General features: G+C 64.5%; 25 protein-coding genes. 9 read left to right on the top strand and 16 right to left on the bottom strand.

Annotated elements, in window-relative coordinates:
* Window position 1: 1 nt before the first annotated feature.
* The 10 genes from ispD to BMY30_RS06485 all read right to left on the bottom strand — a co-directional run bounded on the left by ispD (window position 2) and on the right by BMY30_RS06485 (window position 10097).
* The gene (gene ispD / locus BMY30_RS06535) at window positions 2-772 is read right to left on the bottom strand and encodes a 2-C-methyl-D-erythritol 4-phosphate cytidylyltransferase (RefSeq protein ID WP_089711793.1); all 771 of its coding nucleotides are present in this window, start codon (window positions 770-772) and stop codon (window positions 2-4) included.
* Entirely contained in the window at window positions 769-1119 is a 351-nt protein-coding gene (ftsB, locus tag BMY30_RS06530) for a cell division protein FtsB (protein ID WP_089711791.1), read from the bottom strand. Before ftsB ends, ispD begins: the two co-directional genes overlap by 4 nt.
* A gap of 214 nt (window positions 1120-1333) precedes the next feature.
* Window positions 1334-2392: a transporter gene (locus BMY30_RS06525; RefSeq protein WP_089711789.1), complete on the bottom strand. Its 1059-nt coding sequence runs from the start codon at window positions 2390-2392 to the stop codon at window positions 1334-1336.
* A gap of 155 nt (window positions 2393-2547) precedes the next feature.
* Window positions 2548-3345, bottom strand: a complete 798-nt coding sequence (locus BMY30_RS06520) for a hypothetical protein (RefSeq protein WP_089711787.1) — start codon at window positions 3343-3345, stop codon at window positions 2548-2550.
* A gap of 44 nt (window positions 3346-3389) precedes the next feature.
* Entirely contained in the window at window positions 3390-4094 is a 705-nt protein-coding gene (locus tag BMY30_RS06515) for a C39 family peptidase (RefSeq protein ID WP_089711785.1), read from the bottom strand.
* A 116-nt stretch (window positions 4095-4210) separates the two neighbouring features.
* Entirely contained in the window at window positions 4211-5335 is a 1125-nt protein-coding gene (locus tag BMY30_RS06510; RefSeq protein WP_089711783.1) for a hypothetical protein, read from the bottom strand.
* Between the two features lie 52 nt (window positions 5336-5387).
* Window positions 5388-5975, bottom strand: coding sequence for a hypothetical protein (locus tag BMY30_RS06505; RefSeq protein WP_139195486.1), 588 nt, complete (start codon window positions 5973-5975; stop codon window positions 5388-5390).
* A gap of 604 nt (window positions 5976-6579) precedes the next feature.
* On the bottom strand, window positions 6580-7029 hold the full coding sequence (locus BMY30_RS06495; RefSeq protein WP_089711775.1) for a hypothetical protein: 450 nt from the start codon (window positions 7027-7029) through the stop codon (window positions 6580-6582).
* A gap of 347 nt (window positions 7030-7376) precedes the next feature.
* Complete coding sequence (locus BMY30_RS06490) at window positions 7377-8552, bottom strand: sigma-54-dependent transcriptional regulator (protein ID WP_089711954.1); 1176 nt, start codon at window positions 8550-8552, stop codon at window positions 7377-7379.
* A gap of 405 nt (window positions 8553-8957) precedes the next feature.
* Complete coding sequence (locus tag BMY30_RS06485; protein WP_089711773.1) at window positions 8958-10097, bottom strand: GNAT family N-acetyltransferase; 1140 nt, start codon at window positions 10095-10097, stop codon at window positions 8958-8960.
* A 111-nt stretch (window positions 10098-10208) separates the two neighbouring features.
* Here BMY30_RS06485 and BMY30_RS06480 point away from each other — a divergent pair, with 111 nt between their 5' ends.
* The 3 genes from BMY30_RS06480 to BMY30_RS06470 all read left to right on the top strand — a co-directional run bounded on the left by BMY30_RS06480 (window position 10209) and on the right by BMY30_RS06470 (window position 14651).
* Entirely contained in the window at window positions 10209-11603 is a 1395-nt protein-coding gene (locus tag BMY30_RS06480; RefSeq protein WP_089711771.1) for a coniferyl aldehyde dehydrogenase, read from the top strand.
* A 133-nt stretch (window positions 11604-11736) separates the two neighbouring features.
* Window positions 11737-13623 carry a phosphogluconate dehydratase gene (edd, locus tag BMY30_RS06475; RefSeq protein WP_089711770.1) on the top strand — a complete coding sequence of 629 codons (1887 nt, stop codon included), beginning with the start codon at window positions 11737-11739 and terminating at the stop codon, window positions 13621-13623.
* Between the two features lie 80 nt (window positions 13624-13703).
* Window positions 13704-14651, top strand: a complete 948-nt coding sequence (locus tag BMY30_RS06470) for an aldose epimerase family protein (RefSeq protein ID WP_089711768.1) — start codon at window positions 13704-13706, stop codon at window positions 14649-14651.
* Window positions 14652-14732: 81 nt separating this feature from the next.
* On the opposite strand, the gene BMY30_RS06465 is transcribed toward BMY30_RS06470, so the two are convergent.
* From BMY30_RS06465 to zwf, 3 genes are all read right to left on the bottom strand, one after another.
* Window positions 14733-15407 carry a bifunctional 4-hydroxy-2-oxoglutarate aldolase/2-dehydro-3-deoxy-phosphogluconate aldolase gene (locus tag BMY30_RS06465; protein ID WP_089711767.1) on the bottom strand — a complete coding sequence of 225 codons (675 nt, stop codon included), beginning with the start codon at window positions 15405-15407 and terminating at the stop codon, window positions 14733-14735.
* A 16-nt stretch (window positions 15408-15423) separates the two neighbouring features.
* On the bottom strand, window positions 15424-16101 hold the full coding sequence (gene pgl, locus BMY30_RS06460) for a 6-phosphogluconolactonase (protein WP_089711765.1): 678 nt from the start codon (window positions 16099-16101) through the stop codon (window positions 15424-15426).
* Window positions 16102-16193: 92 nt separating this feature from the next.
* Window positions 16194-17705, bottom strand: a complete 1512-nt coding sequence (zwf, locus tag BMY30_RS06455; protein ID WP_089711763.1) for a glucose-6-phosphate dehydrogenase — start codon at window positions 17703-17705, stop codon at window positions 16194-16196.
* Between the two features lie 227 nt (window positions 17706-17932).
* On the opposite strand from zwf, the gene BMY30_RS06450 reads away from it, so the two are divergent.
* The 4 genes from BMY30_RS06450 (at window position 17933) to BMY30_RS06435 (ending at window position 21984) form a co-directional block, all read left to right on the top strand.
* Window positions 17933-18805 (top strand): MurR/RpiR family transcriptional regulator, encoded by an 873-nt coding sequence (locus tag BMY30_RS06450; RefSeq protein ID WP_089711762.1) that lies wholly within the window; start codon window positions 17933-17935, stop codon window positions 18803-18805.
* 73 nt (window positions 18806-18878) lie between these two features.
* Window positions 18879-19748 carry a putative selenate ABC transporter substrate-binding protein gene (locus BMY30_RS06445; RefSeq protein ID WP_089711760.1) on the top strand — a complete coding sequence of 290 codons (870 nt, stop codon included), beginning with the start codon at window positions 18879-18881 and terminating at the stop codon, window positions 19746-19748.
* On the top strand, window positions 19748-20464 hold the full coding sequence (locus BMY30_RS06440; RefSeq protein ID WP_089711758.1) for an ATP-binding cassette domain-containing protein: 717 nt from the start codon (window positions 19748-19750) through the stop codon (window positions 20462-20464). The genes BMY30_RS06445 and BMY30_RS06440 overlap by 1 nt, the downstream gene beginning before the upstream one ends.
* Complete coding sequence (locus tag BMY30_RS06435; protein WP_089711756.1) at window positions 20461-21984, top strand: ABC transporter permease family protein; 1524 nt, start codon at window positions 20461-20463, stop codon at window positions 21982-21984. The genes BMY30_RS06440 and BMY30_RS06435 overlap by 4 nt, the downstream gene beginning before the upstream one ends.
* Before the next feature lie 28 nt (window positions 21985-22012).
* Here BMY30_RS06435 and BMY30_RS06430 read toward each other — a convergent pair whose 3' ends face one another.
* Complete coding sequence (locus BMY30_RS06430; RefSeq protein ID WP_089711753.1) at window positions 22013-22354, bottom strand: TraR/DksA family transcriptional regulator; 342 nt, start codon at window positions 22352-22354, stop codon at window positions 22013-22015.
* A gap of 89 nt (window positions 22355-22443) precedes the next feature.
* Here BMY30_RS06430 and BMY30_RS18115 point away from each other — a divergent pair, with 89 nt between their 5' ends.
* Together BMY30_RS18115 and BMY30_RS18110 are read left to right on the top strand one after the other, a co-directional pair.
* Complete coding sequence (locus BMY30_RS18115) at window positions 22444-23079, top strand: MFS transporter (RefSeq protein WP_244516136.1); 636 nt, start codon at window positions 22444-22446, stop codon at window positions 23077-23079.
* A 96-nt stretch (window positions 23080-23175) separates the two neighbouring features.
* Window positions 23176-23700, top strand: a complete 525-nt coding sequence (locus BMY30_RS18110; RefSeq protein ID WP_244516140.1) for an MFS transporter — start codon at window positions 23176-23178, stop codon at window positions 23698-23700.
* Between the two features lie 72 nt (window positions 23701-23772).
* On the opposite strand, the gene BMY30_RS06420 is transcribed toward BMY30_RS18110, so the two are convergent.
* Both BMY30_RS06420 and BMY30_RS17830 read right to left on the bottom strand, forming a co-directional pair.
* Window positions 23773-24627, bottom strand: a complete 855-nt coding sequence (locus BMY30_RS06420) for a universal stress protein (protein WP_089711751.1) — start codon at window positions 24625-24627, stop codon at window positions 23773-23775.
* A 46-nt stretch (window positions 24628-24673) separates the two neighbouring features.
* On the bottom strand, window positions 24674-24811 hold the full coding sequence (locus BMY30_RS17830) for a hypothetical protein (protein WP_170840089.1): 138 nt from the start codon (window positions 24809-24811) through the stop codon (window positions 24674-24676).
* Between the last annotated feature and the right edge of the window lies 1 nt (window position 24812).

Here is a 24812-nt window from a genome sequence, read left to right as displayed (position 1 = left end):
CCTACTTATACTCCCTACTTAGATTCCCTTCGTGCCGCGCGGAGGCCTCGGGGTAGATCCTCGAGGTGGCCTGGGCGGCCAATTCCTGGGCTGACAGTACCAATTCGGCCAGGATCAGGTCCTCGGGATGGGTGATCTTGAGGTTGTCGCGGCGTCCGGAGACCAGCCGTGGCGAGTGGCCCGCCGCCTCCACCGCCGAGGCCTCATCAGTCACGGCCACGCCCGCCGCCAACGCCTCACCCAAGGCGCGGCGCAGCAGGCCGTAGCGGAAGCCCTGGGGGGTTAAGGCATGCCAGAGGCCCTCGCGGGACTCGGTGGTCCTCACCCGCCCGGCACCGTCGTCACGCTTCATGGTGTCGGCCGCCCGAGCCGCCAGCAGCCCGCCCACGGGGTCGTCGGCGATGGCGGACAGCAGCCGAACCAAGTCATCGACGGTGACGCAGGGTCGGGCGACGTCGTGGACCAGTACCAGATCGTCCTCCGCGGCATCCGGGGCGATGGCCTCCAGGGCACTGACCACCGAGTCGACCCGCTCGGCCCCGCCGGGTGCCCTTCGCCAGTCGGCGAAGGGCACCCAGGCCGGGTCGAAGTGGCCATCATCCGGGTCCAGGCAAAGGCAGAGACGGGCCTCAGGGAAGGCCTCGTGGAGCCGAGCCAGAGTGCGCGCCAGCACCGGCTGGCCAGCCAGCGGCAGGTACTGCTTGGGACGGTCGGCGCCCATGCGTCGTCCCTGCCCCGCGGCGGGCACCACCAGCCATAGATGCCCGCTCACGGCTCATCCTCCGTCCCGGGTGCCGGCATGCCAACCAGGCTGTCATTGATCTCGAGGCCGGAGGCCTCCACCGCCACCCCCGGCACCCAGAAGAACTGCTCATCGCTGCGCACCATGCCGATGTCGCTGCGGGCCCGCTCCTCGATAGCGTCGAGGCCGGTCTTGAGGTCCACCACCTCGGCGGCCAGGCGTGCATTGCGGTCGCGCAGCGGCTGGTTATCTTCCTCCAGGGTAGCCACGCGCTGGCGTACCTCGGTGAGCTCGCGCATGCCACCCTCGCCGAGCCACAGCCGGTACTGCAGCAGCGCGAGCAGGATGATGAGCACGATGGCCAGCCACTTCAGCATGCGGGGAGTCCGTCACGAGGTTGCCGATGACGGGCATTATGCCATCTTGTGACGCAGGGCGGCGAGGCGACACGCAGAAGCATGGCAAGGGCTATCTATACACTATAGACGGCAGAGCTCTGCTTACAGGTCGCCTCCCGTGCGTATGACAGAGAAAAGCAAGCAAGCCACCAACCTGGGTGGCTTGCTTGAATAATTGCGATTCGAACGAAGACTACATTTGGAAGGGCATGCGGAAGGTCAGGCTGATGTCCGAGGCATCATCGGTGAGGCCCACGCCGAGGCTGGTGACGATGGAGGTGCTGTCATTCAGTGCGTAGGTCCCACCCAGGTTCAGTACCCCGACATTGGCGTCGCTGCCGATCACCTTGCTGGTAGCACCGCCCTGGGTTGTTTCAGATTGCTGAATATATTCATGGGAGTAGGAAAGCGATAGGCTGAAGCTCTCGTTAAGTGCAAAAGCCGTCCCGAAGCCGGCTCGAATGGTATCCCCAAGCTTTACATCCCCAGGCTGATTGCCTTCATTAGCAGAAATGTCGTCAAAGCTCTCCTCGAAATTATACGTATAGCCAAGATTGGCAAAGACAATGGCCGGATCCAGTGTCTTGAGGAGCGATATACCGGTGTTGACACCCCATACGCCGTTCCCGGTAGGCAGCTCCGTAGGGACATTCAAGTTGGTATTGGAGTCCTGACGCACGTCAACACCGTACGGATCGGTGCCTGTCGGCGCACGCACGCCAAAATTCCAGACGAGATCGGGACGTGTCTGCGTTTCTGGCATCAGTCGATAGGAAAGTGACAGGCTGATATCGCCGAGATCCGCTTCATCCACGGATGTCTCACTGTTCTTCTCGGTAGAAAAATCATCTCCGATGGACTGGTATGTACTGGAACGATAGACGAAGGGCAAGTTCAGCCCTACTTCCAACCTATTTGTCAAACCATAACGGGTATTAAGGTCAAACGTCGTGATATGGCTCTCTACCGCATCGACATTGATCTCACCCAGGAAGATAGCGTCGAGAGCAAGAAAGCCCCGAAGGGCCAGCTGGGAGCGATCCGAATAAGAGTAGTTGATGCCCGGCTCGATGGTCAGTCGGTCCGAGAAGAGGGCATGCTCCTCGCGCAGGACGTTCTCGACACTCTGGCTGGGCCTGGCCTCGCGCACCACCTCCCCATCATCGTTGCTCATCTGCGCCTGCGCCATCGTGGCGGCACCCAGCGAAAACGCCACGATGGGAAAGGCAAGAATTGACACCTTGTTCGGCATGAATGCTTTCGACGTAACCACACATATCTCCTTGTGCTTGAGCAACCAACCTGTCGGACACCTCCTCGAGCCGTTGACAACATACCACGAGCACGATGGCGACCGCCCTAAGACAGCCGTAGTGTAGACCAGCATAGCGTTGATGCTGGTTATCTTCAGCGCTTGAGCTGACGCGCCGACTCAACGGCACTACGCACGCCGGGGGCGCCGGCATTGGCACTGCGACGGTCCATGTAGAGTTGCAGCCGCGTCAGGTTGCGTACCTGCTGCAGGTCACTGGTCAACTGGATCGACTGACGCAGGCCACGGCTGGGGACAATGGCCTGGCTGATCCGCCCTACGCCGGGCACCTGCATCTCGACGCCCATCCCCTGGTCGCTCTGGCGCGCCGATACCCGCGTACCGGATGGCAGCCGCCATTCAAGCGCGCCACTCGCACCACCTTGGTTCACGTCCCTTCGGGTCGAGGCATCCAGCACATCGATCTGCAGGTCGTTGGCCGCGGCGTTGAAGTCCCCCCCCGCCTGGATGGTCTGCACCACCCCACGGGCGTTGCCGGTGCCGGCATCCCGAACGGTAGCACCGTTACCGCCAAAGCCGGTTGCTCCTTGCTCGTTCATCGAGACCATGGTCAGGCGAGGCTCAAAACTCACCGTGGGAACACGGCCGCTAAGGTCCCCCCTCAGGTTGCCCTGTACCATGAGATGCTCGCCCTGGGACGTTCGCCACTCGCTGGTCATCTGCACGCCGAAGAACATCAGACTCCCCTTGTCGACGAAGCGGCCCCGCAAATGTCCGAGTTCCTCGTCGCTCAACTGTCTGCCCGAGGCGAAATCGGTGAAGTCCGAGACTCCGGCCTCTGCCGGCGGCGCCGACAGGCCGATAGTGGAGATCGCCAACAGGGCGGTGATGCCGCCTCTCCTCACATTGTGTTTCCAAACGTGCTTGAACATGTTCGTCACCCTCAGATCGACTGTGGCCTATTCACCCCGCAGGGTCAGAAGAGGTCCGCATGCCGAAAGCCGAAATCGAGCAGTTTCTGCCTGGGCACCGGTGCAAAGATGTCCTGCATGCGGTGCGCCGTCAGTGGCTGCCTGGGGTCAAGCAGCGCGGTATTGCGATCGAATCCTTCACCGACGATGGCGAAGATGATGCTGTTCCAGGAGGCCATGAACTCATCCCGCGACATCACACGGTTACCCAGCGCCGGATCCCCTACGTAAACCCGATCACCACTGGCCTTCTTCATGACCACGAAATGCTTGTAGCCATCGAGGTCCAGCAACACGATGACTGGGATCGAAACTTCGTCCAGGGTTTCGGGTGCCACCTCGTAGCCTCGGCCGCGATAGCCGAGAGTTTCTACGTAGTTCTTGAGGTCCAGCAGTGAGAACCCCCGCTCGCGCACGACCTCGGGGTCCGAGACCTCCAGCATGCCGGCCAGCACGCTCTCCTCGGTAACCGAGGGTTGCCCATAGGCATGCTTGAGGATGGTCGCCAGCGACGCCGCCCCGCAGGAGAAGTCCGTGCGCTGCTCGATCAGGTTCTCGAACCGACGCTCCCGGATGGACTGCACGTCCTTCTGGATCACGGTACCGGACATGATGTTGCCCAGGCGTACACTGGCCGCCTGGGCATCGAAAAAGGGGAGGGAAAGCCCCAGGACCAGTAATGGCATCCAGCTCAAATAGCTCGGCTTCATGACTGACTCCTCGGCAAGCCCTTGTTAAATCCATTCATTTCGCTCAACACCCGGCCTGCCGAGGCAGGCCGGGAATTTAGCTAGATGCAGTAGTAGCATCTTGGCTGGTTCAACTACTACTCGGTTGGAGCACCGGCATTTGAACCTGCAGAAGCCGAGGCAATGGCCATGGAGTTACGCTGCAGGTTGTTGGTACCAGCGGCCACGTTCACCCCGATATTGCCGCTGGCGCCGCGCAGGGCATTGCCGCTGAGAGACGCGTTGTTCTCATTGGCCACATAGACGGTGTTGGTAGTGGTAACTCTTCCGGATAGCGTGCCGGAAAGCGTCATATCACCGGTCTCTTCGAAGCCAAGATCACCTTCGAATTTACCATCAGATCCGTCGAAGTTGTTGTCATCAAAATCGGCATGACCCCAGTATTGAGGACCACCTACACCATGACCTTCGCCACCTTCCCAGATTTCTGGATAGACATTATTAGTTTGGTTCCACGACCCAGAGCCACTTCCATCATAGGTGCCAGTCATTTCACCACTAACGGAGACACGCACCGTATCGGTAAAGGTCTCTTTATGGCCCTGGTTGGTGGTGGTGTTGTTGTAGGTGGTCTGTACGCCACCGGTGGTGGCATCGGCAGACCCGCTATTGGTGTTGGCAGAAGCCGCCAGCGAGTTCTGCTGGGCGTTGGCGACGCCTGCCGCGACGTTGACGCCGATATTGCCGGTGGCATTCTGCAGCGCATTGCCGCCCAGGCGGGCATTGTTGGGGCTGCCAGAGTTCAGCACGACGTTATTGGAGGCCGACTGCGCCGAGAACGCCGCCGCCTGACCAAACACATGAGCGGCATCCGAGGCGGAGAGAGCCGCATCGTTGGCCTGGCTGTTGTTGTCGCCAGCCGCCACGTTCACCCCCACGTTGCCGGAGGAGCCGCGCAGGGCGTTACCGTCCAGAGTGGCGTTGTTGTCGGAGGCCTTGTTAGTCACACCGTTTTTGTTGCTCAGCTGCTTGCTGTCGACCGTGGCACCGGAGTAGTGCCGTGCAACGTCGATGGTAAAGACCTTGGTATAGAAGTCCTTGTAGGTATCGGAGTCGTGCGTGATCTCGACATCGATCTTATTATCGAAGTCCGAATCGATGGTGCTATCGGTGTCGAACTTGTTGCCATCAGCCAACGCATAGGGCGCTACCATCAGCGCGGTGATTGCCAGTGCCAGCGGAGCTTTTTGGAACGTTTTCATGATCTTTCTCCTGAATGAACCGAATCGTTCTGATTCCTGCTTTGCGATCTCGCTACTGCCCCAGCGCCATATTCATACGGAAGCTGTTGCGCGTAGCGTTCCCCGTGCCGGCTGACTGGTTGACCTGGATGACACCCCGGGCCCCCTCGAAGGTCGTCTTGTCGATTTCGACCTTGCTGGAGGAGTTGCTCGAACTGTCACCAGTACCACTCAGCCCCTGCTTATCGGCCAGCACCTGTTGCAAGGTGTTGTCGTTGAGGTTGCTGGCCGATATGCCCAGAGCCACACCGAAGGTGTTGCTCTGCACATTCCCTTGACCCGCTGCCTGGTTGATCGACATCCATCCTTCGGCCTGCCGAAAGGCGCGGTCCTGAATTCCTACCCTGTCCTGTTGGGCAGCGATTCGCTCCTCGATCCTTGTCTGCTGCACCAGCGTGTTCGCCGTGTTGGCGACCTTGCCGATGGCCATGGCACCACTGTTGCTCTGCAGGTTGCCCTCGCCGGCCGCCATGTTGGTGGTGCTCACGCCGCTGATATGGCTCAAGGCACTTCCACCCAGGGCGGTGCTGTTGCGAATACCCAGCCCTTCCTGAGCCATGGCGGCGTGAATGCCACCGATCAGCAGAAAGGCTCCCACCATGGCGACGAACCCTTTCCTGTTGCGGTTTCGAATTCCGCCGCCCAAGCCGTAGCCTGTGTTGTCCGTATGAAGCATCGCCATGATCAGTTCCGTCCTGTCAGTGGTGAGAGAGCCTTGCCGATGGTGCCCGAGAGCCCGGAGGTGACGGAGGTGACACGTCCACCCGCCCTGCCGCCGCCGAGACTTCCGGTCACCCTGCTGGAACTGGCTCCGTGTGATGCCGCACCCCCCGTCCGTTTGCTGTCGGTTCCCAGGGCACGATGCAGTGAATTGACCGGCCCCTGGACACTGCTCCGAATACCGGCGGCACGATCATCGGATAACGATATCGCCTGCACGCCGGGGAGACGCTGCTGCAGATCCATCGCGCTGTCCCGAGCATTGACCCTTGACTCGATAGGGCCGGCATGGCGATCACTTCTCCCTACGGGCACCGGCTCGACCCGGCGCAGGATCACGACGTCTCCAGGGCGAACGCCGGGCTTAAGCTGCTGGGTAGACCCGGTATCGGCCGTACTAGTACCGGCAAAGGAGCCGACCAGGATGCTCGTCAACAGCGCGGTACGAGCGAACCTTATGGCCTGATATCGCTGAATCGTCATAGCTACTGTCCCCGCCGTGTTGTCACCGTGGTGCTCTGCTGGTTGCCGAGCCCGGTGGAGAGAGACCTGCCGGTCCCGTTGCCATCATTGCCGGTTCCTCTTCCGGGACGTTCGTCCCAGAGAATGACGGAATCCTCGCCCCCTTCTCCCAGCATCCGAACATCGACGTAACGACCGCGAATCGTCTCAAGTGCCGTGTCATCCAGGCTCTCTGTCAGATGCATACGCGTGACGCCAAACACCTCTTCTGCTGATCCGCCGCCTGCGGTCGTCGCATCGCTCGCCTGGACTAGCTGAGTGGCTGCCAGGCACGCTGTCAGCAAACCCAGCGTCACCACATACTTCAGCTTCAGCGAACCTTCGCTCAGGAGACGGCTACCGTCTGCGCCACGCATCGCAGCCTCGGCGCGGTGGCCTGCCTGTTGGCGCTGTATGATGGTGGTCAGTTGCATGGCAGCTTCTCCGTAACGTCTCGTCACTGTTCTTTACGATAACTAGAGCAATTGCCGTGCCAACTTTTTAAGTCATTGTTTTTATTGGCCTGACGATTCAGGTTTCGTAAAGAACTGTTAACCCTATGTAACAGCCGAGTGGGCATGGTAGGCGTCTGGTGCTAACAACTCAGACAGATGCTTAAAAATCAATCAGTTAGCCAGGGTCCAGGCAACCGTCACAGTGCTGAACCCATTGCCGCTCACTCCGCGACTTGCCACAGAAAAAATGCCTGTCTGGAAGCCAGACAGGCATGATGGGGAAGTGTAAAGGGGGGAGTTCGGGAACAATCGAGACGAAAGGCAGGCTAGCTCTTCGCGGTGGGACAGGCCTCAGGCCGGGATAAGCCATGTTTTTCCATCAGCCGATAGATGGTGACTCGGGAAACCCCCAACTCCTGGGCCGCAGGAAGCACCTTGTGCCTGTTGCGGCCCAGGGCGGCGACCAGCGCCTCACGCTCGGCGGTGTCCCGGGCCTGGTCGAGCGACATGCTATGACGCGAAATCTTACGCCGTTCGATGCCGAGATCCTCGGGTTGGATAAGCGGGTTCTCGCACATGACCATGGCGCGGCGTATGCGGTTGATCAGTTCGCGAATGTTCCCGGGCCAGTGGTACTGCCGCATCACCAGCAGGGCCTCACGGGAGAAGCCTTTCAGCCGGGACGCTTTCTCGCTGGAAAAGCGCTCGAAGAAGTAACGGGCCAGGATTTCAATGTCTTCCTTGTGCTCACGCAGAGGTGGCACCTTGATCTGTAACACGTTCAAACGGTGGTATAGATCTTCCCGGAAGCGGCCCTCCTCGACGGCCTTTTCGAGATCGACGTGCGTTGCCGCGATGATGCGTACATCGACGGCGATATCTTCCAGGCCGCCGACGCGCTGGATGGTACGGGTCTCGAGGAAACGCAGGAGGTTGACCTGGAGTTCCAGAGGCAGATCGCCGATCTCGTCCAGGAAGAGGGTCCCGCCATTAGTGGCTTCGATTCGGCCGATCTTGCGCTGTGCCGCACCGGTAAAGGCGCCCTTCTCATGCCCGAACAGCTCCGACTGGATCAGGTGATCGGGCAAAGCGCCGCAATTGATAGCGTGAAAGGCCGCCGAAGTCCTCGGTGAACGCTCGTGGATGGCCTGGGCCGTCAGTTCCTTGCCGGTTCCCGACTCGCCGCTGATGAATATCGGCGCGTCCACGGCAGCCACCTTGCGAATGGTCTGAAACAATTTCCACATGGCCGGCGTCGTTCCCACCATCTCGTACTCCGCCGCGTCCGACGACATGGCGGCAGCGCTGTGTCGGCTTTCGGCATCCTGAGTCTGAAGCCAAGAAAGAAAGGCCGTGTGCTTTATCAGGCACCCCAGATCGGAGCTGGCCGATTCCGGCTCCACGACACCATGACAGAGCGTCGCAACGAGCCTTCGATGGTCAGCGTCCTCCATGACAGAAGCAGACGCAACTGCCAGCCACAGGCAGTGACTCTTGATCATCAGGGACTCCAGCTGGCTCAATTGCTTGCTAGACAAGCCCTCCAGCAGAACCACGCCGACCTCACACCCCTTGCTTTCCAGCTCACCACATTCCGAGAACGGGGGTGACAGCCGGTGCACCTCCCAACCGAGCGACTCTAGAAGATCTTCCAGGTGGCTTGGGTCCCTTGTTCCTTCATCGACCAGCCAACAACGAGCATCTTTTTCCATTGCATCTCACCTCACTCCTTGTCTGCAGCGAATTGCCTTGTGTGCCAAGCATCAGGACCACACAGTCTCCATCAGCATCAACATCACTAACTCTCACTCCCTGCCTGGGCCATGCATCAGAGACCAATCACAGAACGTTAATGAAACATTTTGAAACAGTCTCGTTACATTTTCGAATTGGAGTATAGCAGCCGCTTAGCAATCTCTCCTGTATGGAAGTGCCGCTTCCGCCGCCCGGCAGTAGGCCTCGACATGAGCCTGTTCCTCGGTGCAGAAGCGCGAAACGGCGTCGCGCAGGCGCGGGTCGGCAATATGATGCAGTGAGGTGAGCCGCCTCGGAGCGAAGCCCCGGGCGAGCTTGTGCTCTCCCTGGGTCCCCGGGTCGAAGAGGGTCAGACCGCGTTCGAGACAATGCTCGATGCCCTGGTAGTAGCAGGCCTCGAAGTGCAGGCAATCGGCCAGCACCTCGCTGCCCCAGTAACGCCCGTAGAGGGTGCGCGCGCCCTGCAGGCAGAGCGCGGCGGCCACCGGCCTCCCTTCCAGTCGGGCCTGAATCAGCAGCAACGACTCGGACAGGGTCCAACGCAGGCGCTCGAAGAAGTCGAGGCCGAGGTAGCCGTGGCGACCGCGTTCCAGGTAGGTGATCTCGTAGCAGCGGAAGAAGTGGGCCATCGCCGCCGCATCGATGGCCTCCCCCTCCAGGCGATGCAGGGTCAGGCCCTGGTCGGCCACCAGGCGCCGTTCGCGGCGAATCGTCTTGCGCCGCTTCGCCGTCAGGGCGGCCAGGAAGCCCTCGAAGTCGCCGAAGCCACGATCGCGCCACTGGAACTGCACGCCGTAACGCGCCAACAGTGACGGACAAGCGGCCTGCCAGGATTCGACCTCGCTCGGCTCGGCAAACAGCAGGTGCCAGCTCGACAGCTCGCTGGCTTCCCAGGCCTCGGCCAGCACCCGGCGGGCGGCAAAGGGATCGATGTGCGACGCCAGGGCCAAGCGCGGCCCCGGGGCCGGAGTGAAGGGAATTGCCGAGAGCCCTTTGGGATAGTAATCGCCGCCGGCACGCTCCCAGGCATCTGCCCAGCCCCAGTCGAAGACGTATTCACCGTAGGAATTATGCTTGTGGTAGTGCGGCATGGCGCCGACCAGCGCATCGCCCTGCCACAGTGTCAGGTGGCGCGGCTCCCAGCCGGTGGCGGGACTCACCGCGCCGCTGGCCTCCAGGGCATGCAGGAACTCGTGGCGCAGGAAGGGATGGTCGTCGCCGGCCAGGGCGTTCCAGGCTGCGGCCGACACCGCTTCGATGGCGGGCAGTTCGCTCAGGACCAGCTCCGACATGGGGACTCCCGGGGTAATATAAGGTGGCCTGCGGCTGACAAGCCGCTGGCATTGCGCCACCATTGTGCGCAGACCCTTTCACCGATGCCACCACTGACCAGGGAGACGCGCATGGCCGACGCCCGCGCCCTGCAGGCGCGCCTGGAACAGCAGCGCCACGCCTTCGCCGCCGAGCCTTTCCCCTCGGCGGAGACACGTCGCGACCGCCTCGCGCACCTGGCGGACATGACACGCCACCACCGCGACGAGATCAGCCAGGCGATCCACCAGGACTTCGGCCACCGCGCCGAGGCCGAGACGCGCCTGGCCGAGGTGTTCCCATTGCTGCAGGCGGTAGGCCATGCCCGTCGGCACCTGAAGGACTGGATGCGTCCGCGCCGCGCCGGTGTGCCCTGGCGATTGCAACCGGCCCGGGCGCGCATCTACCGCCAACCGCTTGGAGTCGTTGGCATCATCGCCCCGGCCAACTACCCCTGGAGCCTGGCCCTGCTGCCGGCGGTGGATGCCCTGGCCGCCGGCGACCGGGTGATGATCAAGCCCAGCGAGCAGACCCCTGCCACCAGCGAGCTGATGGCAAAGCTCGCGGCGCGTTATTTCGACGGCGATGAGCTGCGCGTGGTGACCGGCGATGCCGACACCGCCCGGGCCTTCGCCGCCCTGCCCTTCGACCATCTGTTGTTCACCGGCAGCCCACGGGTCGGCCGTGAGGTAGCCAAGGCCGCAGCCGCCAACCTCACGCCAGTGACCCTGGAGCTCGGTGGCAAGACCCCGGCCATCGTCGCCGATGATGCCGATCTTTCACATGCCGCCCGGCGCATCGCCTTCGGCAAGTGGCTCAACGCCGGCCAGACCTGCATCGCCCCCGACCACGTGCTGATCGATGCGGCGCGGCTGCCGGCCTTCATCGAGGCGATCCGCGGGGCGGTCAAGGGGTTCTATCCAGATGGCACCGCCAGCAACGACTACTCGGCGCTGCTCGGCGAACCCGCGCGTCAGCGGCTCGAGGGCGTGCTCGACGAGGCGCGCGATCACGGCTGCCGGGTGATCGAACTCGGCGAGCGCCAATCGCTCAACCAAGGCACCAAGCTGCCCCCCACGCTAGTGATCGACCCCACCGCCAACTTGGCGATCATGCAGGAGGAGGTCTTCGGGCCCTGGCTGCCGGTGATCGGGGTGCGCGACTTCGACGCCGCCCTGGCCAGAGTCGCCAACGGCCCTAGCCCCCTGGCGCTTTATGCCTTTACCGACGACCCTGCCCGTCGCCGGCGCCTGCTGGAGCAGAGCCGCTCGGGCGGCGTAGTCTTCAACGACACCCTATGGCACTACGCCGTGCCCGCCCTACCCTTCGGTGGCATCGGCGAGAGCGGCATGGGGGCCTATCAGGGCGAGGCCGGCTTCCTACGCTTCAGCCACCAGCGCAGCGTCTTCCTGCAAGCACGCCACAACGCCGTGGGGTTGCTCAACCCGCCGTATCGCAAGTGGTTGATGCGGCTACTGGGCCTGTGAGCCGATCTCTCGACAATAAAAATAGCGGTAATAAAACTCCAAATACTACCGAATGGCAGGTAACATTGACGAATAATTGGACACTTTATTAGTAAGTTTACAATATAACTGACGCTCGATGCCGAGGTGCCCCATGGCCAGCACGACCCCCGCTCTCAATCCCACCGTTGCCGACGTCACTCGCCGTATCCGCGAGCGCTCCGCCGAGCGCCGCGCCCTCTACGAGAGCCGCATGGCCGACCAGCACAAGCGTGGCGTGCACCGCGGCGAGCTCTCCTGCGGCAACCTGGCCCACGGCTTTGCGGCCTGCGGCGAGACGGACAAGAATTCGCTGAAGCTGATGAATTCGGCCAACCTCGGCATCATCTCGGCTTACAACGATATGCTCTCGGCCCACCAGCCGCTGGAGACCTTCCCGGCCGTGATCAAGGAAGCCGCACGTGCCATGGGCTCCACCGCCCAGTTCGCCGGCGGCGTACCGGCCATGTGCGATGGCGTCACCCAGGGCCAGCCGGGGATGGAGCTCTCGCTGTTCTCTCGCGACGTCATCGCCATGGCCACTGCCGTGGGCCTCTCACACAACATGTTCGACGCCGCCCTCTACCTCGGCGTGTGCGACAAGATCGTCCCGGGGCTGTTCATCGCCGCGGCGCGTTTCGGCCACCTTCCGGCGATGTTCGTGCCGGCGGGCCCCATGCCCAGCGGCCTGCCCAACAAGGAGAAGGCGCGGATCCGCCAGCTCTACGCAGAGGGCAAGGCGAGCCGCGAGGACCTGCTGGAAGCGGAATCCGAGTCCTATCACAGCCCCGGTACCTGCACCTTCTACGGCACCGCCAACTCCAACCAGTTGATGATGGAGATGATGGGCCTGCACCTGCCGGGCACCTCCTTCGTCAATCCGGGCACAGAGATGCGCGAGGCCCTGACCCGCTATGCCACCGAGCAGACGGTCCGTAACACCGAACCCGGCGGCGACTACCGCCCCTTCTACAAGCAGATCGACGAGCGCGCCATCGTCAACGCCATCGTCGGCCTGCTGGCCTCTGGCGGCTCCACCAACCATACCCTGCACCTGGTGGCCATGGCCGCCGCCGCCGGCCTGACCATCACCTGGGAGGACTTCACCGACCTCTCCGCGGTGACGCCAAGCCTGATGCAGGTCTATCCCAACGGCCAGGCCGACATCAACCACTTCCAGGCCGCCGGCGGCATGAGCTACCTGTTCCGCGAGCTGATCGCTGCCGGCCTGGTGCACAGCGACATCTCCACGGTGTTCGGCAGCGACCTGACCGCCTATACGCGGGAACCCTTCCTCGAGGACGGCAAACTGGTGTGGCGCGAGGGGCCGGAGCGAAGCCTCGATACCGAGGTGCTGCGCGGCGTGGCGGAGCCCTTCGCGACCACCGGTGGGCTCACCGTGCTCGACGGCAACCTGGGCCGCGGGGTGATCAAGGTCTCGGCGGTCAAGCCCGAGCATCGCGTCGTCGAGGCGCCCATCCGGATCTTCGAGGACCAGAACGACCTCAAGGGCGCCTTCGAGGCCGGCGACCTGGACCGCGACGTCATCGCCGTGGTGCGCTTCCAGGGTCCCAAGGCCAACGGCATGCCGGAGCTCCACAAGCTGACACCCTATCTCGGCGTGCTCCAGGACCGTGGCCACAAGGTGGCACTGGTCACCGACGGCCGCATGTCCGGCGCCTCCGGGAAGGTGCCCGCGGCCATCCATATCAGCCCCGAGGCACTTGACGGCGGCCCACTCGCCAAGCTGCGTGACGGCGACATCGTGCGCCTGGATGCCGATAGCGGCAGCCTCGAGGCCAAGGTCGACGCCCGTGAATGGGCCGAGCGCGAGCTGCGCGTCGGCGAGCTGGACCACTACCACGTCGGCTTGGGGCGCGAACTGTTCGGCGGCTTCCGCCACCTGGCCATGCGCGGCGAGGAAGGCGCGGGTGTCTTCGGCGGCTTCGAGGCCGACGACCTGGCCCGCCAGGCCGGCCAGATCCACGAAGAAGACGCCTGAGTCGGATCGTGCCGTCATGCTAGGCTGGGCGGTTACTTTCCGCCACGGCCACGCCGCCATCACAACATCCCGGAGGCACCATGATTCCCGCTTCGCTCAGAACCCTTCTCGACGAGACCACCGGCCAGCGCCGCGCCGAGTGGGCCGGCCGCGAGGTGTGGCTGGCCAACGAAGCCTGGGGGGAACTGGCGGTCTCACTGCAGGGCGCGCAAGTGCTTCACTACTATCCGGCGCCCGAAGACGCGCCAGCTGAAGGCTCTCTCCCCGCCGGCACCACACAGGGCCCCGAGGGCATGGTAGCCGGAGGCTGGCTATGGGTGACGCCCACGCCCCAGGCGCTGCCGGGGGCAATCCGTGGCGGCATCCCGCTGTGCTGGCCCTGGTTCGCCGACGAGAACACCGCCGACGAGTCTCCGGATCGCTCCGGCCCCATGCACGGCCCAGCGCGCAAGGCGCAGTGGCGCCTCGACGCCGTGGACGAACACGAGGAAGGCGTGGAGTTGCACCTGTCGCCCGAGGAACGTCTGCATGGGCAGCTGGTGCCCCGCGCGGTGATCCAGGCCAATGCCCGGCGCCTGCACGTGGAGCTGATCACCGAGCATGTCGGGGAGACACCGGTGAAGATCAGTGGCGCCCTGCACAGCTACCTGGCGGTCGCCGATGCCTTCGCCTGTCGCGTCGAGGGCCTGGCCGGCGCGACCTACCTGGACAAGCTGGCCGACTTCGCCGAGCGCGACCAGAAAGGCGAGTTGGGCGTCCGCGGGCCGCTCGATCGCATCTACCGCAGCAATGCCGAGCTGTGCCTCGACGACGGCACCCGCCGCCTGAGGATCGCCCGCCAGAGCAGCGATTCCGCGGTGGTCTGGCATCCTGGCGCTACTCCCCCCGAGGACACCTCGATCGAGGCCGCCCGTCACTTCCTGTGCGTCGAGTCGGCGAATACCCGGCTCGACCCGGTGTGGCTCGTCCCCGGCGCCCAGCATCTGCTGGGCACCACCCTGAGCCGCGAGGAAACAGCGATCCCATAAGCCCCGTGACCGGCCTTGAAGACCGGGTAAACGACAGCAAAACGCTGTCGAGCACACAGGGTTACCGAATCGGGAAACGGCTCAGTGATGAAATCGCTCCGCCGCCTCGCGGGCCAACGAGCGGATGGCGTCCCAGTCCTCGGCGTCGATCAAGGACTTGGGTGTGAGCCAGGAGCCCCCCACGCACATCACGTTCTTGAGCGCCAGGTAGTCCTCGGCATTGTTGATGCCGATCCCGCCGGTGGGGCAGAAACGCGCCTCGGGAATCGGGCCGGCGAAGGCCTTCAGGGCCTTGATACCGCCACTGGCCTCGGCCGGGAAGAACTTGAAGCGACGATAACCGTACTGCCAGCCGGTCATCAGTTCGGAGACGGTCGCCACGCCGGGCAGCATGGGTACAGGGCTGGTGACGCCGTAGCGGTAGAGCGCCTCGGTGGTGCCGGGGGTCACCACGAAGTCGGCGTTCACCTCCTCGGCCTGGCGATACTGGGCCGGCGTCAGCACGGTACCCACGCCGATGCTGGCATGTGGCAGCGCCTCGTTGATGCGGCGGATCGCCTCCAGGGCACAGTCGGTGCGCAGGGTGATCTCCAGCACGGTCAGGCCGCCTTCGAAGAGGGCGCGCGCCAGGGGCACGGCATCCTCGATGCGCTGGACGGCCAATACCGGAATCACTTCGGCCTTGAGGCAGATGCTGTCCAGTTCGGTGGTCCGGGTCGAGGGCAGCTGCTTGTCGATACTCTTTTCGACGGTCATGTTGGTCTCCAGAAACTCAGGGGGCCCAGTACGTGGCCAGCGGGCAGGCCAGAAAGGCGCGGATAGGCAGCTCGCGGACGTCATCGCCGGACAGCGCCCGGGCCAGCACGGCGCGCTTGTCGCCGCCGGTAATATGCAGCAGGTGACGATGGGCCTGATGCAGCCGGTCGGCACTCAGGGTGATCCGCGGCTGAGGCTGGCTCGGCGTGCGAACCGCCACCGTCGCGGCGCCGGTAGTCAGGGCCAGTTCGAGCTCACGGCTGTCGGGAAAAAGCGAAGCGGTGTGGCCGTCGCCCCCCATGCCGAGGATCACCACGCTGGCCGGCCATGCCAGACCATTGATGCGTTCGGCCACCGCCTCGGCACCCTGCTCGGGCGTGGGATTGTCAGTGGTCAGCGGCACGAAGGTGGCGAGGGCGGCCGGCCCCTGCAGCAGGTGCGCGCGCACCAGGCGAGCATTGCTGTCGACGGCATCCTCGGGCACCCAGCGTTCATCGGCCAGGGTCACCTGGACGCGCTCCCAGGGCAGCTCGCAGGTCGCCAGGGCCTCGAAAAAAGGCACCGGCGTGGAGCCGCCGGAGACCACCAGCAGGGCATTGTCCTGACGGGCCAGATCGACCCGCAGGGCTTCGGCCACGGCCTCGGCCAGCTGCCGGGAAAGCTGTTCACGGGGCGACGGGGTCGTGTTGGTCATCTCAGTCATCCTCTTACCAACTGCGGTCATCCTGGGTGATCATGGCGATCTTGAGAGAGTCGCTACCGGGCCCGGGGGCCAGCCTGAACTGCTCAGTAGTCTTCATACCAGCTGCGACCATCCTGGGTGATCATGGCGATGGATGCGACCGGCCCCCAGGAACCGGCCGGATAGCGCCGCGGCGGCTCGTCGCGGTCGGCCCAGGCGGCAACCAGATTGTCGCACCACTGCCAGGCATGCTCGACCTCATCGCGACGCACGAAGAGATACTGCTGGCCCTTCATGACCTCGAGCAGCAGCCGCTCGTAGGCGTCGGGAATCCGCGTCTTGGGGAAAGCGCTGCTGAAGTCCAGGTACAAGGGCCCGCGGCGCAGCCGCATGCCCTTGTCCAGGCCACTGTCCTTGGTCAGCACCTCCAGCGCGATGCCCTCCTCCGGCTGCAGGCGGATCACCAGCTTGTTGGAGGCCAGGCCACGCTGATCGGGGTCGAAGATGTAGTGCGGCTGCTGGCGAAAGTGGATGATGATCTGCGAGAGCTTCTCCGGCATGCGCTTGCCAGTGCGCAGGTAGAAAGGCACGCCGGCCCAGCGCCAGTTGGCCACCCCGGTTTTCATGGCCACGAAGGTCTCGGTCTGGCTCTCGGTATTGGCTCCCTCCTCCTCCAGGTAGCCCGGCACGGCCTGGCCATCCGTGGTACCGGCCATGTACTGGCCACGCACCACGTCACGTCCCAGCATGTCGTCGGTGAAGGGTTTGAGCGCCTTGAGCACCTTGACCTTTTCGTCGCGGATGGCGTCGGCATCCAGGTTGGCCGGCGGGTCCATGGCGATCAGGCAGACCAGCTGCAGCAGGTGGTTCTGCACCATGTCGCGCAGCTGGCCGGCCTCGTCGAAGTAATTCCAACGCCCCTCGATACCGACCTTCTCGGCCACGGTGATCTCCACATGGGAGATATGGTTCTGGTTCCACTGGGTGCCGAACAGCGGGTTGGCGAAGCGCAGCGCGATGAGGTTCTGCACCGTCTCCTTGCCCAGATAGTGGTCGATGCGGTAGATACGCGACTCGGGGAAGACCGCACCGATGGCATCGTTGATCTCGGCGGAGGAGTCGAGGTCGTAGCCGATGGGCTTCTCGACCACTACCCGGCTCTGCTCGTCGAGGCTGCCGCTGGCCTCGAGATGGTGGCAGATATCGCCGTAGATCTTCGCGGCCACCGAGAGGTAGACCACCATGGGACGCAGCAGGCCCTGCTGGCGCCACTCGCGGATGGCGTCGTAACCCTCGGGCTGCGTGAAGTCGAGCTGGATGAAATCGAGGCGGGCCAGGAAGCGGGCCAGCGCCTCATCCTCAAGCTCCTCGCCCTTGACGTAGTTCCTGAGCGTCTTCTCGACCTGCATGCGAAAACCGTCCAGGTCGACGTCCTGACGGGCCAGGCCCAGCAGGCGGGTAGCGGGGTCCAGTAGCCCCTCGCGATCGAGCTGGTAGAGTGCCGGATAGAGCTTGCGCTGGGCCAGGTCGCCAAGCGCGCCAAACAGCGCCAGGTCTATCTCCGTGCTGCCGGCGTCGGTGGGCTTGGCCTTGCCGGCGCGATTGCGTTGAGTCATGTCCGCCCCATCTGGTTAACTTACCTAAAAATAGCGCAAGAGGAGATAGCCCTGCAAACCAATCATGTAAGTTTACATTAAAATCAACATTCCTTGGTCGGTCTTTTTTCAGGGCGCTTTGCGCACGCCGCTAGATAGCCAGCATAATGTAGTTAAATCACTACATCACCCGTGTTTCACCCAAGCGCCGACGATGGCGCCCCGTCGTCACGGAGACTTCATCGCCCATGGTCCGACACGATCTGCTCGATCGCATACGCCGGCAGCTCGACGAGCTCAACCGATCCGAACGCAAGGTGGCCGACGTCATCCTGGCCGATCCGACATCGGCCACCAGCATGAGCATCGCCACCCTGGCCCAACTAGCCTCGGTCAGCGAACCCACGGTCAACCGCTTCTGTCGCAGCTTTGATGCCAAGGGCTATCCGGACTTCAAGATCAAGCTCGCCCAGAGCCTGGCCGGCGGCACCCCCTACGTCAGCCAGGCAGTGGAACCCGGCGACTCCGCCACCGACTACACCCAAAAGATCTTCGGCGCGACCATCGCCGCCCTGGACCAGGCCCGACGTGAAGTGCCCCCTGAGCGCATCGAGCGCGTGGTCGACTACCTGATCCAGGCCCGGCAGCTGCACTTCTTCGGCCTGGGGGCCTCCGGGGCAGTGGCGCAGGATGCCCAGCACAAGTTCTTCCGGTTCAATCTACCCGTCACCGCCTATGTGGACGTGCTGATGCAGCGCATGGTGGCCGCCGCCTGCCACACCGGCGATGTGGTGGTGGTGCTCTCCTGGACCGGCCGCACCCGGGATCTGGTGGAAATCGCCCGGCTGGCGCGAGAGAACGGCGCCGTGGTGCTCGGCATCACCGCCCCAGACTCGCCGCTGGCCACCGAGTGCACCGAGACCCTGGAAGTCACCACACCGGAGGACACCGACTACTACATGCCCATGACCTCGCGGATGATCCAGTTGGCGCTGATCGATGTCCTGGCCACCGGTGTGACCCTGCGACGCGGCGAGGACTTCCTGCCCCACCTCAAGAAGATCAAGGACAGCCTGCAGACGACACGCTATCCCGCGCGGGGTCACAACGACCAGCCTTGAGGCATTACCCGACTTGCCAGGCCGACGCCGAGCCACAACAATGACCATCCCATCATTCGCTCCGGAGACCGAGATGCGCTGGCTTGCCGCTTCTGCCCTCGTCACTTCCACCATGGCGCTGACCCTGTTCGCCCAGGGTGCCGTTGCCGATACGCTCCACTTCACCGCCATTCCCGACGAGGACCAGTCGCGGCTGGTCGAGCGCTTCTCCAAGGTCGCCGACTACCTGGAGGAGCGACTCGATGTGGAGGTGGAGTACGTGCCGGTGAAGTCCTATGGCGCCACGGTCACCGCCTTTCGCAACAACCAGGTCCAGTTGGCCTGGTTCGGCGGCCTCTCCGGGGTTCAGGCGCGTCGCCTGGTGCCGGGTTCGGAGGCCCTGGCCCAGGGCAGCGAGGATGCCCGATTCAAGAGCTACTTCATCGCCCACCGCTCCACCGGCCTGGAGCGAGCAGAGGAACTGCCCGATGCCATCGAGGGAATGAGCCTCACCTTCGGCTCACGCACCTCCACCTCCGGCCGACTGATGCCCGAGCACTTCCTGCGCCAGCGCTTTGGCGAGGCACCCGACGAGCTCTTCTCCCGGGTCGGTTACTCCGGCGACCATTCGCGCACCATCGCCCTGGTGGAAGCCGGCACCTGGGACCTGGGCGCGGTGAACTACACCGTCTGGGACGCCGCAGTGGAAGACGGCCGGGTGGATACCGACAAGGTCGAGGTAATCTGGACTACCCCAGCGTATCCCGACTACAACTGGACCCTGCGCGGCGACGTGGACGAGCAGTTCGGTGAAGGCTTTACCGAAAAGGTTCGCGCTGCCCTGCTCGAGATGGACGACCCCGAGCTGCTGGCGAGCTTTCCCCGCGAGGACTTCATCCCCGCCGACAACGCCCTCTACGCCCCCATCGAGGATGTCGCAGAAGAGCTCGGCCTGCTGCGCTGATGGGCGGCGAGCCACGCCGGCCGCTGGTCGCCTTCGAGGCCGAGGACCTCGGCTACGATAACCAGGTGGTACTATCCCGTCTGGCTCTTGCCCTGTATCCGGGCGAGCGGGTCGCGCTACTCGGCCCCAGCGGGGCCGGCAAGTCCACCCTGCTCGAGGCCCTGCGCCGACGGCTGGGTGACTCCGCTGCCTGGTGTCCCCAACAGCATGGCCTGGTGCCTCAGCTTGCGGTCTATCACAACATCTACATGGGGCGTCTGGCCGAGCACTCGGCGCTGGCCAACCTGTGGAACCTGGTGCGCCCGTTGGCGGGGCCTTGGCGCCAGGTTGCCGAGCTCTGCGACGCCCTGGGCCTGGCCGGGCTGATGCGCCGGCCGGTCGGCCAGCTCTCCGGGGGCCAGCGCCAGCGGGTCGCCATCGCCCGGGCCCTCTACCAGCAGCAAGAGCTGTTCCTCGGCGACGAACCCGTGGCCAGCATCGACCCCCACCAGGCGCTGCGCCTGCTGGCACTGATCGAGGCGCGCCACGCCACCGCGGTGATCGCCCTCCATTATCGGGAGCTGGCCCTCAGCCATTTCGACCGGGTGTGGGGATTGCGAGACGGTCAACTGGTGATCGACGCCCCGGCCCGCGACCTGACTCTGGCGGACCTGGACGGCCTCTATCCCGATGCCGATAGCTCGGCCGACGAGGCCATTGACAGAGGCCAGCCATGAGCCAGGCCGTCCTTCGCCAGCCCGAGCCCCGGCCGGGCTGGCTGGCCGGACAGAGCAGCGGCGTGCGCCTGGCGCGCCACAGCCTGACCCTGGTGGCACTGGCGGTGATTCTGGTGCCCTTCGCCGACCTGGCGATCCTGACCCGCGACCCCTGGGGGGAGCTGGCGCGCATGGCCCGGGGGCTGGCCTGGCCCGCCTGGGGAGCGCTGGAATCACCGCTGGAGGCCCTCGGCCTGACCGTGGCCGTGGCCCTGTGGGGAACGCTGGGCGGGATGCTGCTGGGCTTCCCGCTGGCCCTGCTGTTCGCCCGCTCGCGGCTGGTCCGCGCCGGCTGCGCCTTCGTGCGGGCGATCCACGAGCTGTTTTGGGCGCTGCTCTTCCTGCAGGTGTTCGGTCTCTCGGCCGCCACGGCGCTGATGGCCCTGGCGATCCCCTATGCCGGCATCTTCGCCAAGGTCTATGCCGAGATCCTCGAGCAGCTACCGGGCGCCCCGCGCGACGCCCTGCCTCTGGGGGTCGGCCGGTTATCACGCTTCGTCTATGCCGAGCTGCCGCTGGCCTGGGCCAGGCTCGCCGCCTATACCCGCTATCGCTTCGAGTGCGGGCTGCGCGCCAGCGTGCTGCTGGGCTTCGTCGGCCTGCCGACCCTGGGTTTCCAGCTCGAGACCGCCTTCCGCGAGGGGCGCTATCACGAGGCCGGTGCGCTGCTGTGGCTGTTCTACCTGCTGATCGCCAGCCTGCCCTGGTGGGGCCACCGGCGGCTGATACCGCTGCTATTGCTGGGCGGTGCCTTGCTGCTGGGCCCCTGGCCGACGGTGGATGGCAGCCTGCTGTGGCGCTTCGCCAGCCAGGATATCTGGCCTTCGGCGCTGCTCGACGGCGACTGGCGAGGCCTCATCGACTGGCTTGCACGCATCCCGGAGCTGGGTCCTGCCATCGGCAACACCCTGCTGCTCGGCCTGCTGGGCAGCGTGGGGGCCCTGCTGGTCGCCCTGGCACTCTGGCCGCTGGCCTGCCGACACTTCGGCAACCCGGCGACTCGGCTGGCCGGGCGCGGCCTGTTGATCTTCCTGCGCTCGACGCCCGAGCTTATGCTGGCCTTCTTCTTCTTGCTGCTGCTGGGGCCTTCGCTGTTGCCCGCCTGGCTGGCGTTGGCACTGCACAACGGGGCATTGATCGCCTTCCTGGTAGCGCGCCATGCCGATGCCATCACCCCGGGCATGCCGGGGGTGAACGCCTCGGGCCGGCTGGCCTACGAACTGCTGCCGCGGCTCTATCCGGGCATGCTGGCACTGCTCTACTACCGTGCCGAGGTGATCCTGCGCGAGACGGCCATCCTGGGAATGCTGGGGGTAGCCACCCTGGGCTACTACATCGACGCGAACTTCGAGTACCTGTTGTTCGATGTGGCCTTTTTCCTGTTGCTGATTACCGCGGCTCTCAACATTGCCGTAGATGCCCTTTCGCGGCGGCTGCGCCCGCGAGAAACCGCCATCATCGATGATCCCTGCCAGCGCTAGGGACCATTGCCGCTCCCGGCGCTGAGCATCAATCGGCGCAGTCGATGCATTTCAGCACCAGCGGATCCCCTTCCAGGCGCCTGGCGCCGATCCTTTCACCACACTCGATGCACTCGCCATACTCGCCCTTGTCGATGCGCGAGAGTGCGCCCGTAATCCGGCGAAGCGCCAGCTGGCGCCGCTGCTCCTCGGCCTTGGCCATGGCCTGTCCCTGCATGGCATCCATGCGCGACAGGCGCCCCACCGAGGTCTGGTCGAGCATCACGGTATCGCGGGATTCACGGCTGGCATCGCTCTGCTCGAGCAGGTCGGCGCGCAGCGCATGCAACCGCCTCACCACGGCGTCCATGTTCAGCTCTGGATGATTCATCACCGCCTCCACTTACGGGTACATCGAATCGGCCCGGTACGCCTCCGTTGGCATTCAGCTGATATCCTGTGGTGCTTTTGGCTCTGCCTATGGGGCTCCATCTTGCCACTGCGGCCCTGCTGCCGCACTCCCGTCACCACAATCCGGAGGTCACCATGGGTTACCGCACCCTGCTGCGGGATCATCGCGGGCTGCTGGGCATCGCCTTCCTGGCAATGTTCTCCTCGAGCCTGGGCCAGAGTTTCTTCATCGGCCTCTTCCAGGCGCCCATCAGCACGCACCTGGGGTTTTCCGCCGGGCAGTTCGGTACCGCCTACGCTGCGGTGACCCTGGTGTCGGGATTCGCCGTGCTATACCTGGGCCCCAGCATCGACTGGGTGGCGCCGCGGCGCTTCGCACTGTTGGTGCTCGCCACGCTGCTCGCCGGCATCCTGCTGTTGACCGCCGCGCCCTGGTGGGGTCTGGGACTTCTCGGCCTGGGTCTGGTGCGCTTCGGCGGCCAGGGCATGATGAGCCACCTGGGCAACACCCTCGCCGGCCGCGAGTTCGTCAACCTGCGTGGCCGCGCCCTGGGCCTGGTCGGCATGGGCATCATGCTGGGTGAAACGGCGCTGCCGCCTTTGATGGCGGCTCTGCTCATGTGGTTTGGCTGGCGGGAGCTGTGGTGGCTGTTCGTGACCTTCCTGGCCTTGTTCTGGTTCCCGCTGCTGCTTCTCGGTCCCTAGCCGAAGGCGCCAGGCAAGCGCCCTGCAAGGGGCCAGCGTCGCGACGGCCCGCGCCCCTTCCGCGAGGCGCGCTTCTGGAAGCTGCTGCCGTTGCTGATGATCCTGCCGGTGACCATGACCGGGCTCTTCATCTACCAGGCGCGCATGACCGAGGACCTTGGCAGTTCGCTGGGCGTCTATGCCCTGGCCCTGACCGGCATGGGGCTCGCCAAGCTGCCCGGTGCGCTGATGGGCGGACGCTGGGTCGACAGACTCGGCCCGGTCCGCTTGGCGCGGCTCTACCTGCTGCCCTATGCGTTGGGCTTGCTGCTGGCCACCTTCGCCGGCGGTGATCTCGGCGTCTGGGCGATGATGGTCGGCGGCGGACTCACCATGGGGGCTCAGGAACCCATCGCCACCAGCCTGCTGGTGCGCAGCTGGGGGGCAAAACACCTGGGCACGGTGCGTGCCACCCTGAGCGCGTCGATGGTCTTCTCCACCGGCCTCGCCCCGGCGGTGCTGGGCATAACCCTGGACCTTGGCGCCTCGTTCAGCACCATCCTTGCCGGCATGCTGGCATTTCTGGTCGCCGGCTGGTGGCTGGCCCAGGGAGTGCTCAGGGATCTCAAGGCACAGGGGTAACAGTCGGCGGCGCCCCGGGCTCCCTGCATCGGTTCAGGATCCCGGGGCATCGGCGTGAGCAATCGAGGGCGATCAGCGCAACAGCAGCACCGGGTTGGTGGCCTTGCGCAGCATCTCGGTGGTGGTGCTGCCCACCAGCAGGTGGCGGATGCGCGAGTGGCCGTAGGCCCCCATCACCAGCAGGTCGATTCCCTGCTCCTCCTGGTAAGCATGGAGCGTCGGCTCCACTTCGCCGGCGCGGATGGCGCCCTCGGCCTCGTGGCCGGCATCACGCAGGGTCTTGAGCGCCCAGTCGAGCTGGGAGCGGTTGTCTCCTGTCTCGGCGCCAACGATGACCACATGCACCGGAATACCGTCGAACAGCGGGCTCCTGGCCAGCATCTCCACCCCCTTGCGGGTGGTCTTGCCGCCGTCGAAGGCGAGCATCACCTTCTCCGGCGTCTTGTAAGCCTCGGGCACCATCAGGATCGGCCGGTGCAGGGTGCGCACCACCCGCTCCAGATTGGTGCCCAGATGGTCACCGTCCTGGTGGGCCATCTCGCCGCGCTTGCCCATCACCAGCAGGCGGATTTCGTCCTGCAGCTCCTCCAGGGTCTCCACCAGGGTGCCGTTGCGCTGCCGAGTGGCAGGTTCGGCCACGCCATCCTCGACGGCACGCTCCTTGGCCGCAGTGAGCATCAACCGGCCCTGTTCCTGGGCCACCTTGGCGCGCTGCTCATCCAGCTGGGAGAGCTCCTCGAGCAGGTGCTCCCGGGCGCCGAGCCCGATATTGCCGGTGAGATCCGCCTCGGCGGTCTGGGGGTGGTTGTCGTTCACATGCAGGAAGATCAGCGGGGCATCAAGCGCCAGGCTGGCCCAGGCGGCGTAGCCGCTGACCCCTTCCGAGTACGTCGAGCCGTCAATGGCGGCCATTACCTGTTCTGTCATCTATCCGTTTCCTGGCTGGCGTATATCGTTGTCAGTGGCCTCGTTTCTACCCGATCGAAGGCAGCTTGCCTAGGACATGGATCAACCCCCCATGCGGTTTGGAGACGATGTCGCCGGTCAGGTGGCTTCCAGCGAGATCCGCCTCGGCGGTCTGGGGGTTGGCGGCCATTACCTGTTCTTCCATG

Source organism: Halomonas daqiaonensis, from assembly GCF_900109725.1.
Taxonomy (GTDB): domain Bacteria; phylum Pseudomonadota; class Gammaproteobacteria; order Pseudomonadales; family Halomonadaceae; genus Halomonas; species Halomonas daqiaonensis.
Note: the sequence above shows the minus strand (reverse complement) of the source record. Positions and strands in the feature narration are given on the sequence as shown.

Coding starts and splice junctions, on each gene's coding strand:
- BMY30_RS06520 (WP_089711787.1), bottom strand. CDS start 3,345: ATGTTCAAGCACGTTTGGAAACACAATGTGAGGAGAGGCGGCATCACC.
- BMY30_RS06445 (WP_089711760.1), top strand. CDS start 18,879: ATGCGCTGGCTTGCCGCTTCTGCCCTCGTCACTTCCACCATGGCGCTG.
- BMY30_RS17830 (WP_170840089.1), bottom strand. CDS start 24,811: ATGGAAGAACAGGTAATGGCCGCCAACCCCCAGACCGCCGAGGCGGAT.
- BMY30_RS06430 (WP_089711753.1), bottom strand. CDS start 22,354: ATGAATCATCCAGAGCTGAACATGGACGCCGTGGTGAGGCGGTTGCAT.
- BMY30_RS06515 (WP_089711785.1), bottom strand. CDS start 4,094: ATGAAGCCGAGCTATTTGAGCTGGATGCCATTACTGGTCCTGGGGCTT.
- zwf (WP_089711763.1), bottom strand. CDS start 17,705: ATGACTCAACGCAATCGCGCCGGCAAGGCCAAGCCCACCGACGCCGGC.
- BMY30_RS06470 (WP_089711768.1), top strand. CDS start 13,704: ATGATTCCCGCTTCGCTCAGAACCCTTCTCGACGAGACCACCGGCCAG.
- pgl (WP_089711765.1), bottom strand. CDS start 16,101: ATGACCAACACGACCCCGTCGCCCCGTGAACAGCTTTCCCGGCAGCTG.
- BMY30_RS06480 (WP_089711771.1), top strand. CDS start 10,209: ATGGCCGACGCCCGCGCCCTGCAGGCGCGCCTGGAACAGCAGCGCCAC.
- BMY30_RS06495 (WP_089711775.1), bottom strand. CDS start 7,029: ATGCAACTGACCACCATCATACAGCGCCAACAGGCAGGCCACCGCGCC.
- BMY30_RS06485 (WP_089711773.1), bottom strand. CDS start 10,097: ATGTCGGAGCTGGTCCTGAGCGAACTGCCCGCCATCGAAGCGGTGTCG.
- BMY30_RS06465 (WP_089711767.1), bottom strand. CDS start 15,407: ATGACCGTCGAAAAGAGTATCGACAAGCAGCTGCCCTCGACCCGGACC.
- ftsB (WP_089711791.1), bottom strand. CDS start 1,119: ATGCTGAAGTGGCTGGCCATCGTGCTCATCATCCTGCTCGCGCTGCTG.
- BMY30_RS18110 (WP_244516140.1), top strand. CDS start 23,176: ATGATCCTGCCGGTGACCATGACCGGGCTCTTCATCTACCAGGCGCGC.
- edd (WP_089711770.1), top strand. CDS start 11,737: ATGGCCAGCACGACCCCCGCTCTCAATCCCACCGTTGCCGACGTCACT.
- BMY30_RS06525 (WP_089711789.1), bottom strand. CDS start 2,392: ATGCCGAACAAGGTGTCAATTCTTGCCTTTCCCATCGTGGCGTTTTCG.
- BMY30_RS06440 (WP_089711758.1), top strand. CDS start 19,748: ATGGGCGGCGAGCCACGCCGGCCGCTGGTCGCCTTCGAGGCCGAGGAC.
- BMY30_RS06490 (WP_089711954.1), bottom strand. CDS start 8,552: ATGATCAAGAGTCACTGCCTGTGGCTGGCAGTTGCGTCTGCTTCTGTC.
- BMY30_RS06435 (WP_089711756.1), top strand. CDS start 20,461: ATGAGCCAGGCCGTCCTTCGCCAGCCCGAGCCCCGGCCGGGCTGGCTG.
- BMY30_RS18115 (WP_244516136.1), top strand. CDS start 22,444: ATGGGGCTCCATCTTGCCACTGCGGCCCTGCTGCCGCACTCCCGTCAC.
- BMY30_RS06505 (WP_139195486.1), bottom strand. CDS start 5,975: ATGGTGGGAGCCTTTCTGCTGATCGGTGGCATTCACGCCGCCATGGCT.
- BMY30_RS06450 (WP_089711762.1), top strand. CDS start 17,933: ATGGTCCGACACGATCTGCTCGATCGCATACGCCGGCAGCTCGACGAG.
- BMY30_RS06420 (WP_089711751.1), bottom strand. CDS start 24,627: ATGACAGAACAGGTAATGGCCGCCATTGACGGCTCGACGTACTCGGAA.
- BMY30_RS06510 (WP_089711783.1), bottom strand. CDS start 5,335: ATGAAAACGTTCCAAAAAGCTCCGCTGGCACTGGCAATCACCGCGCTG.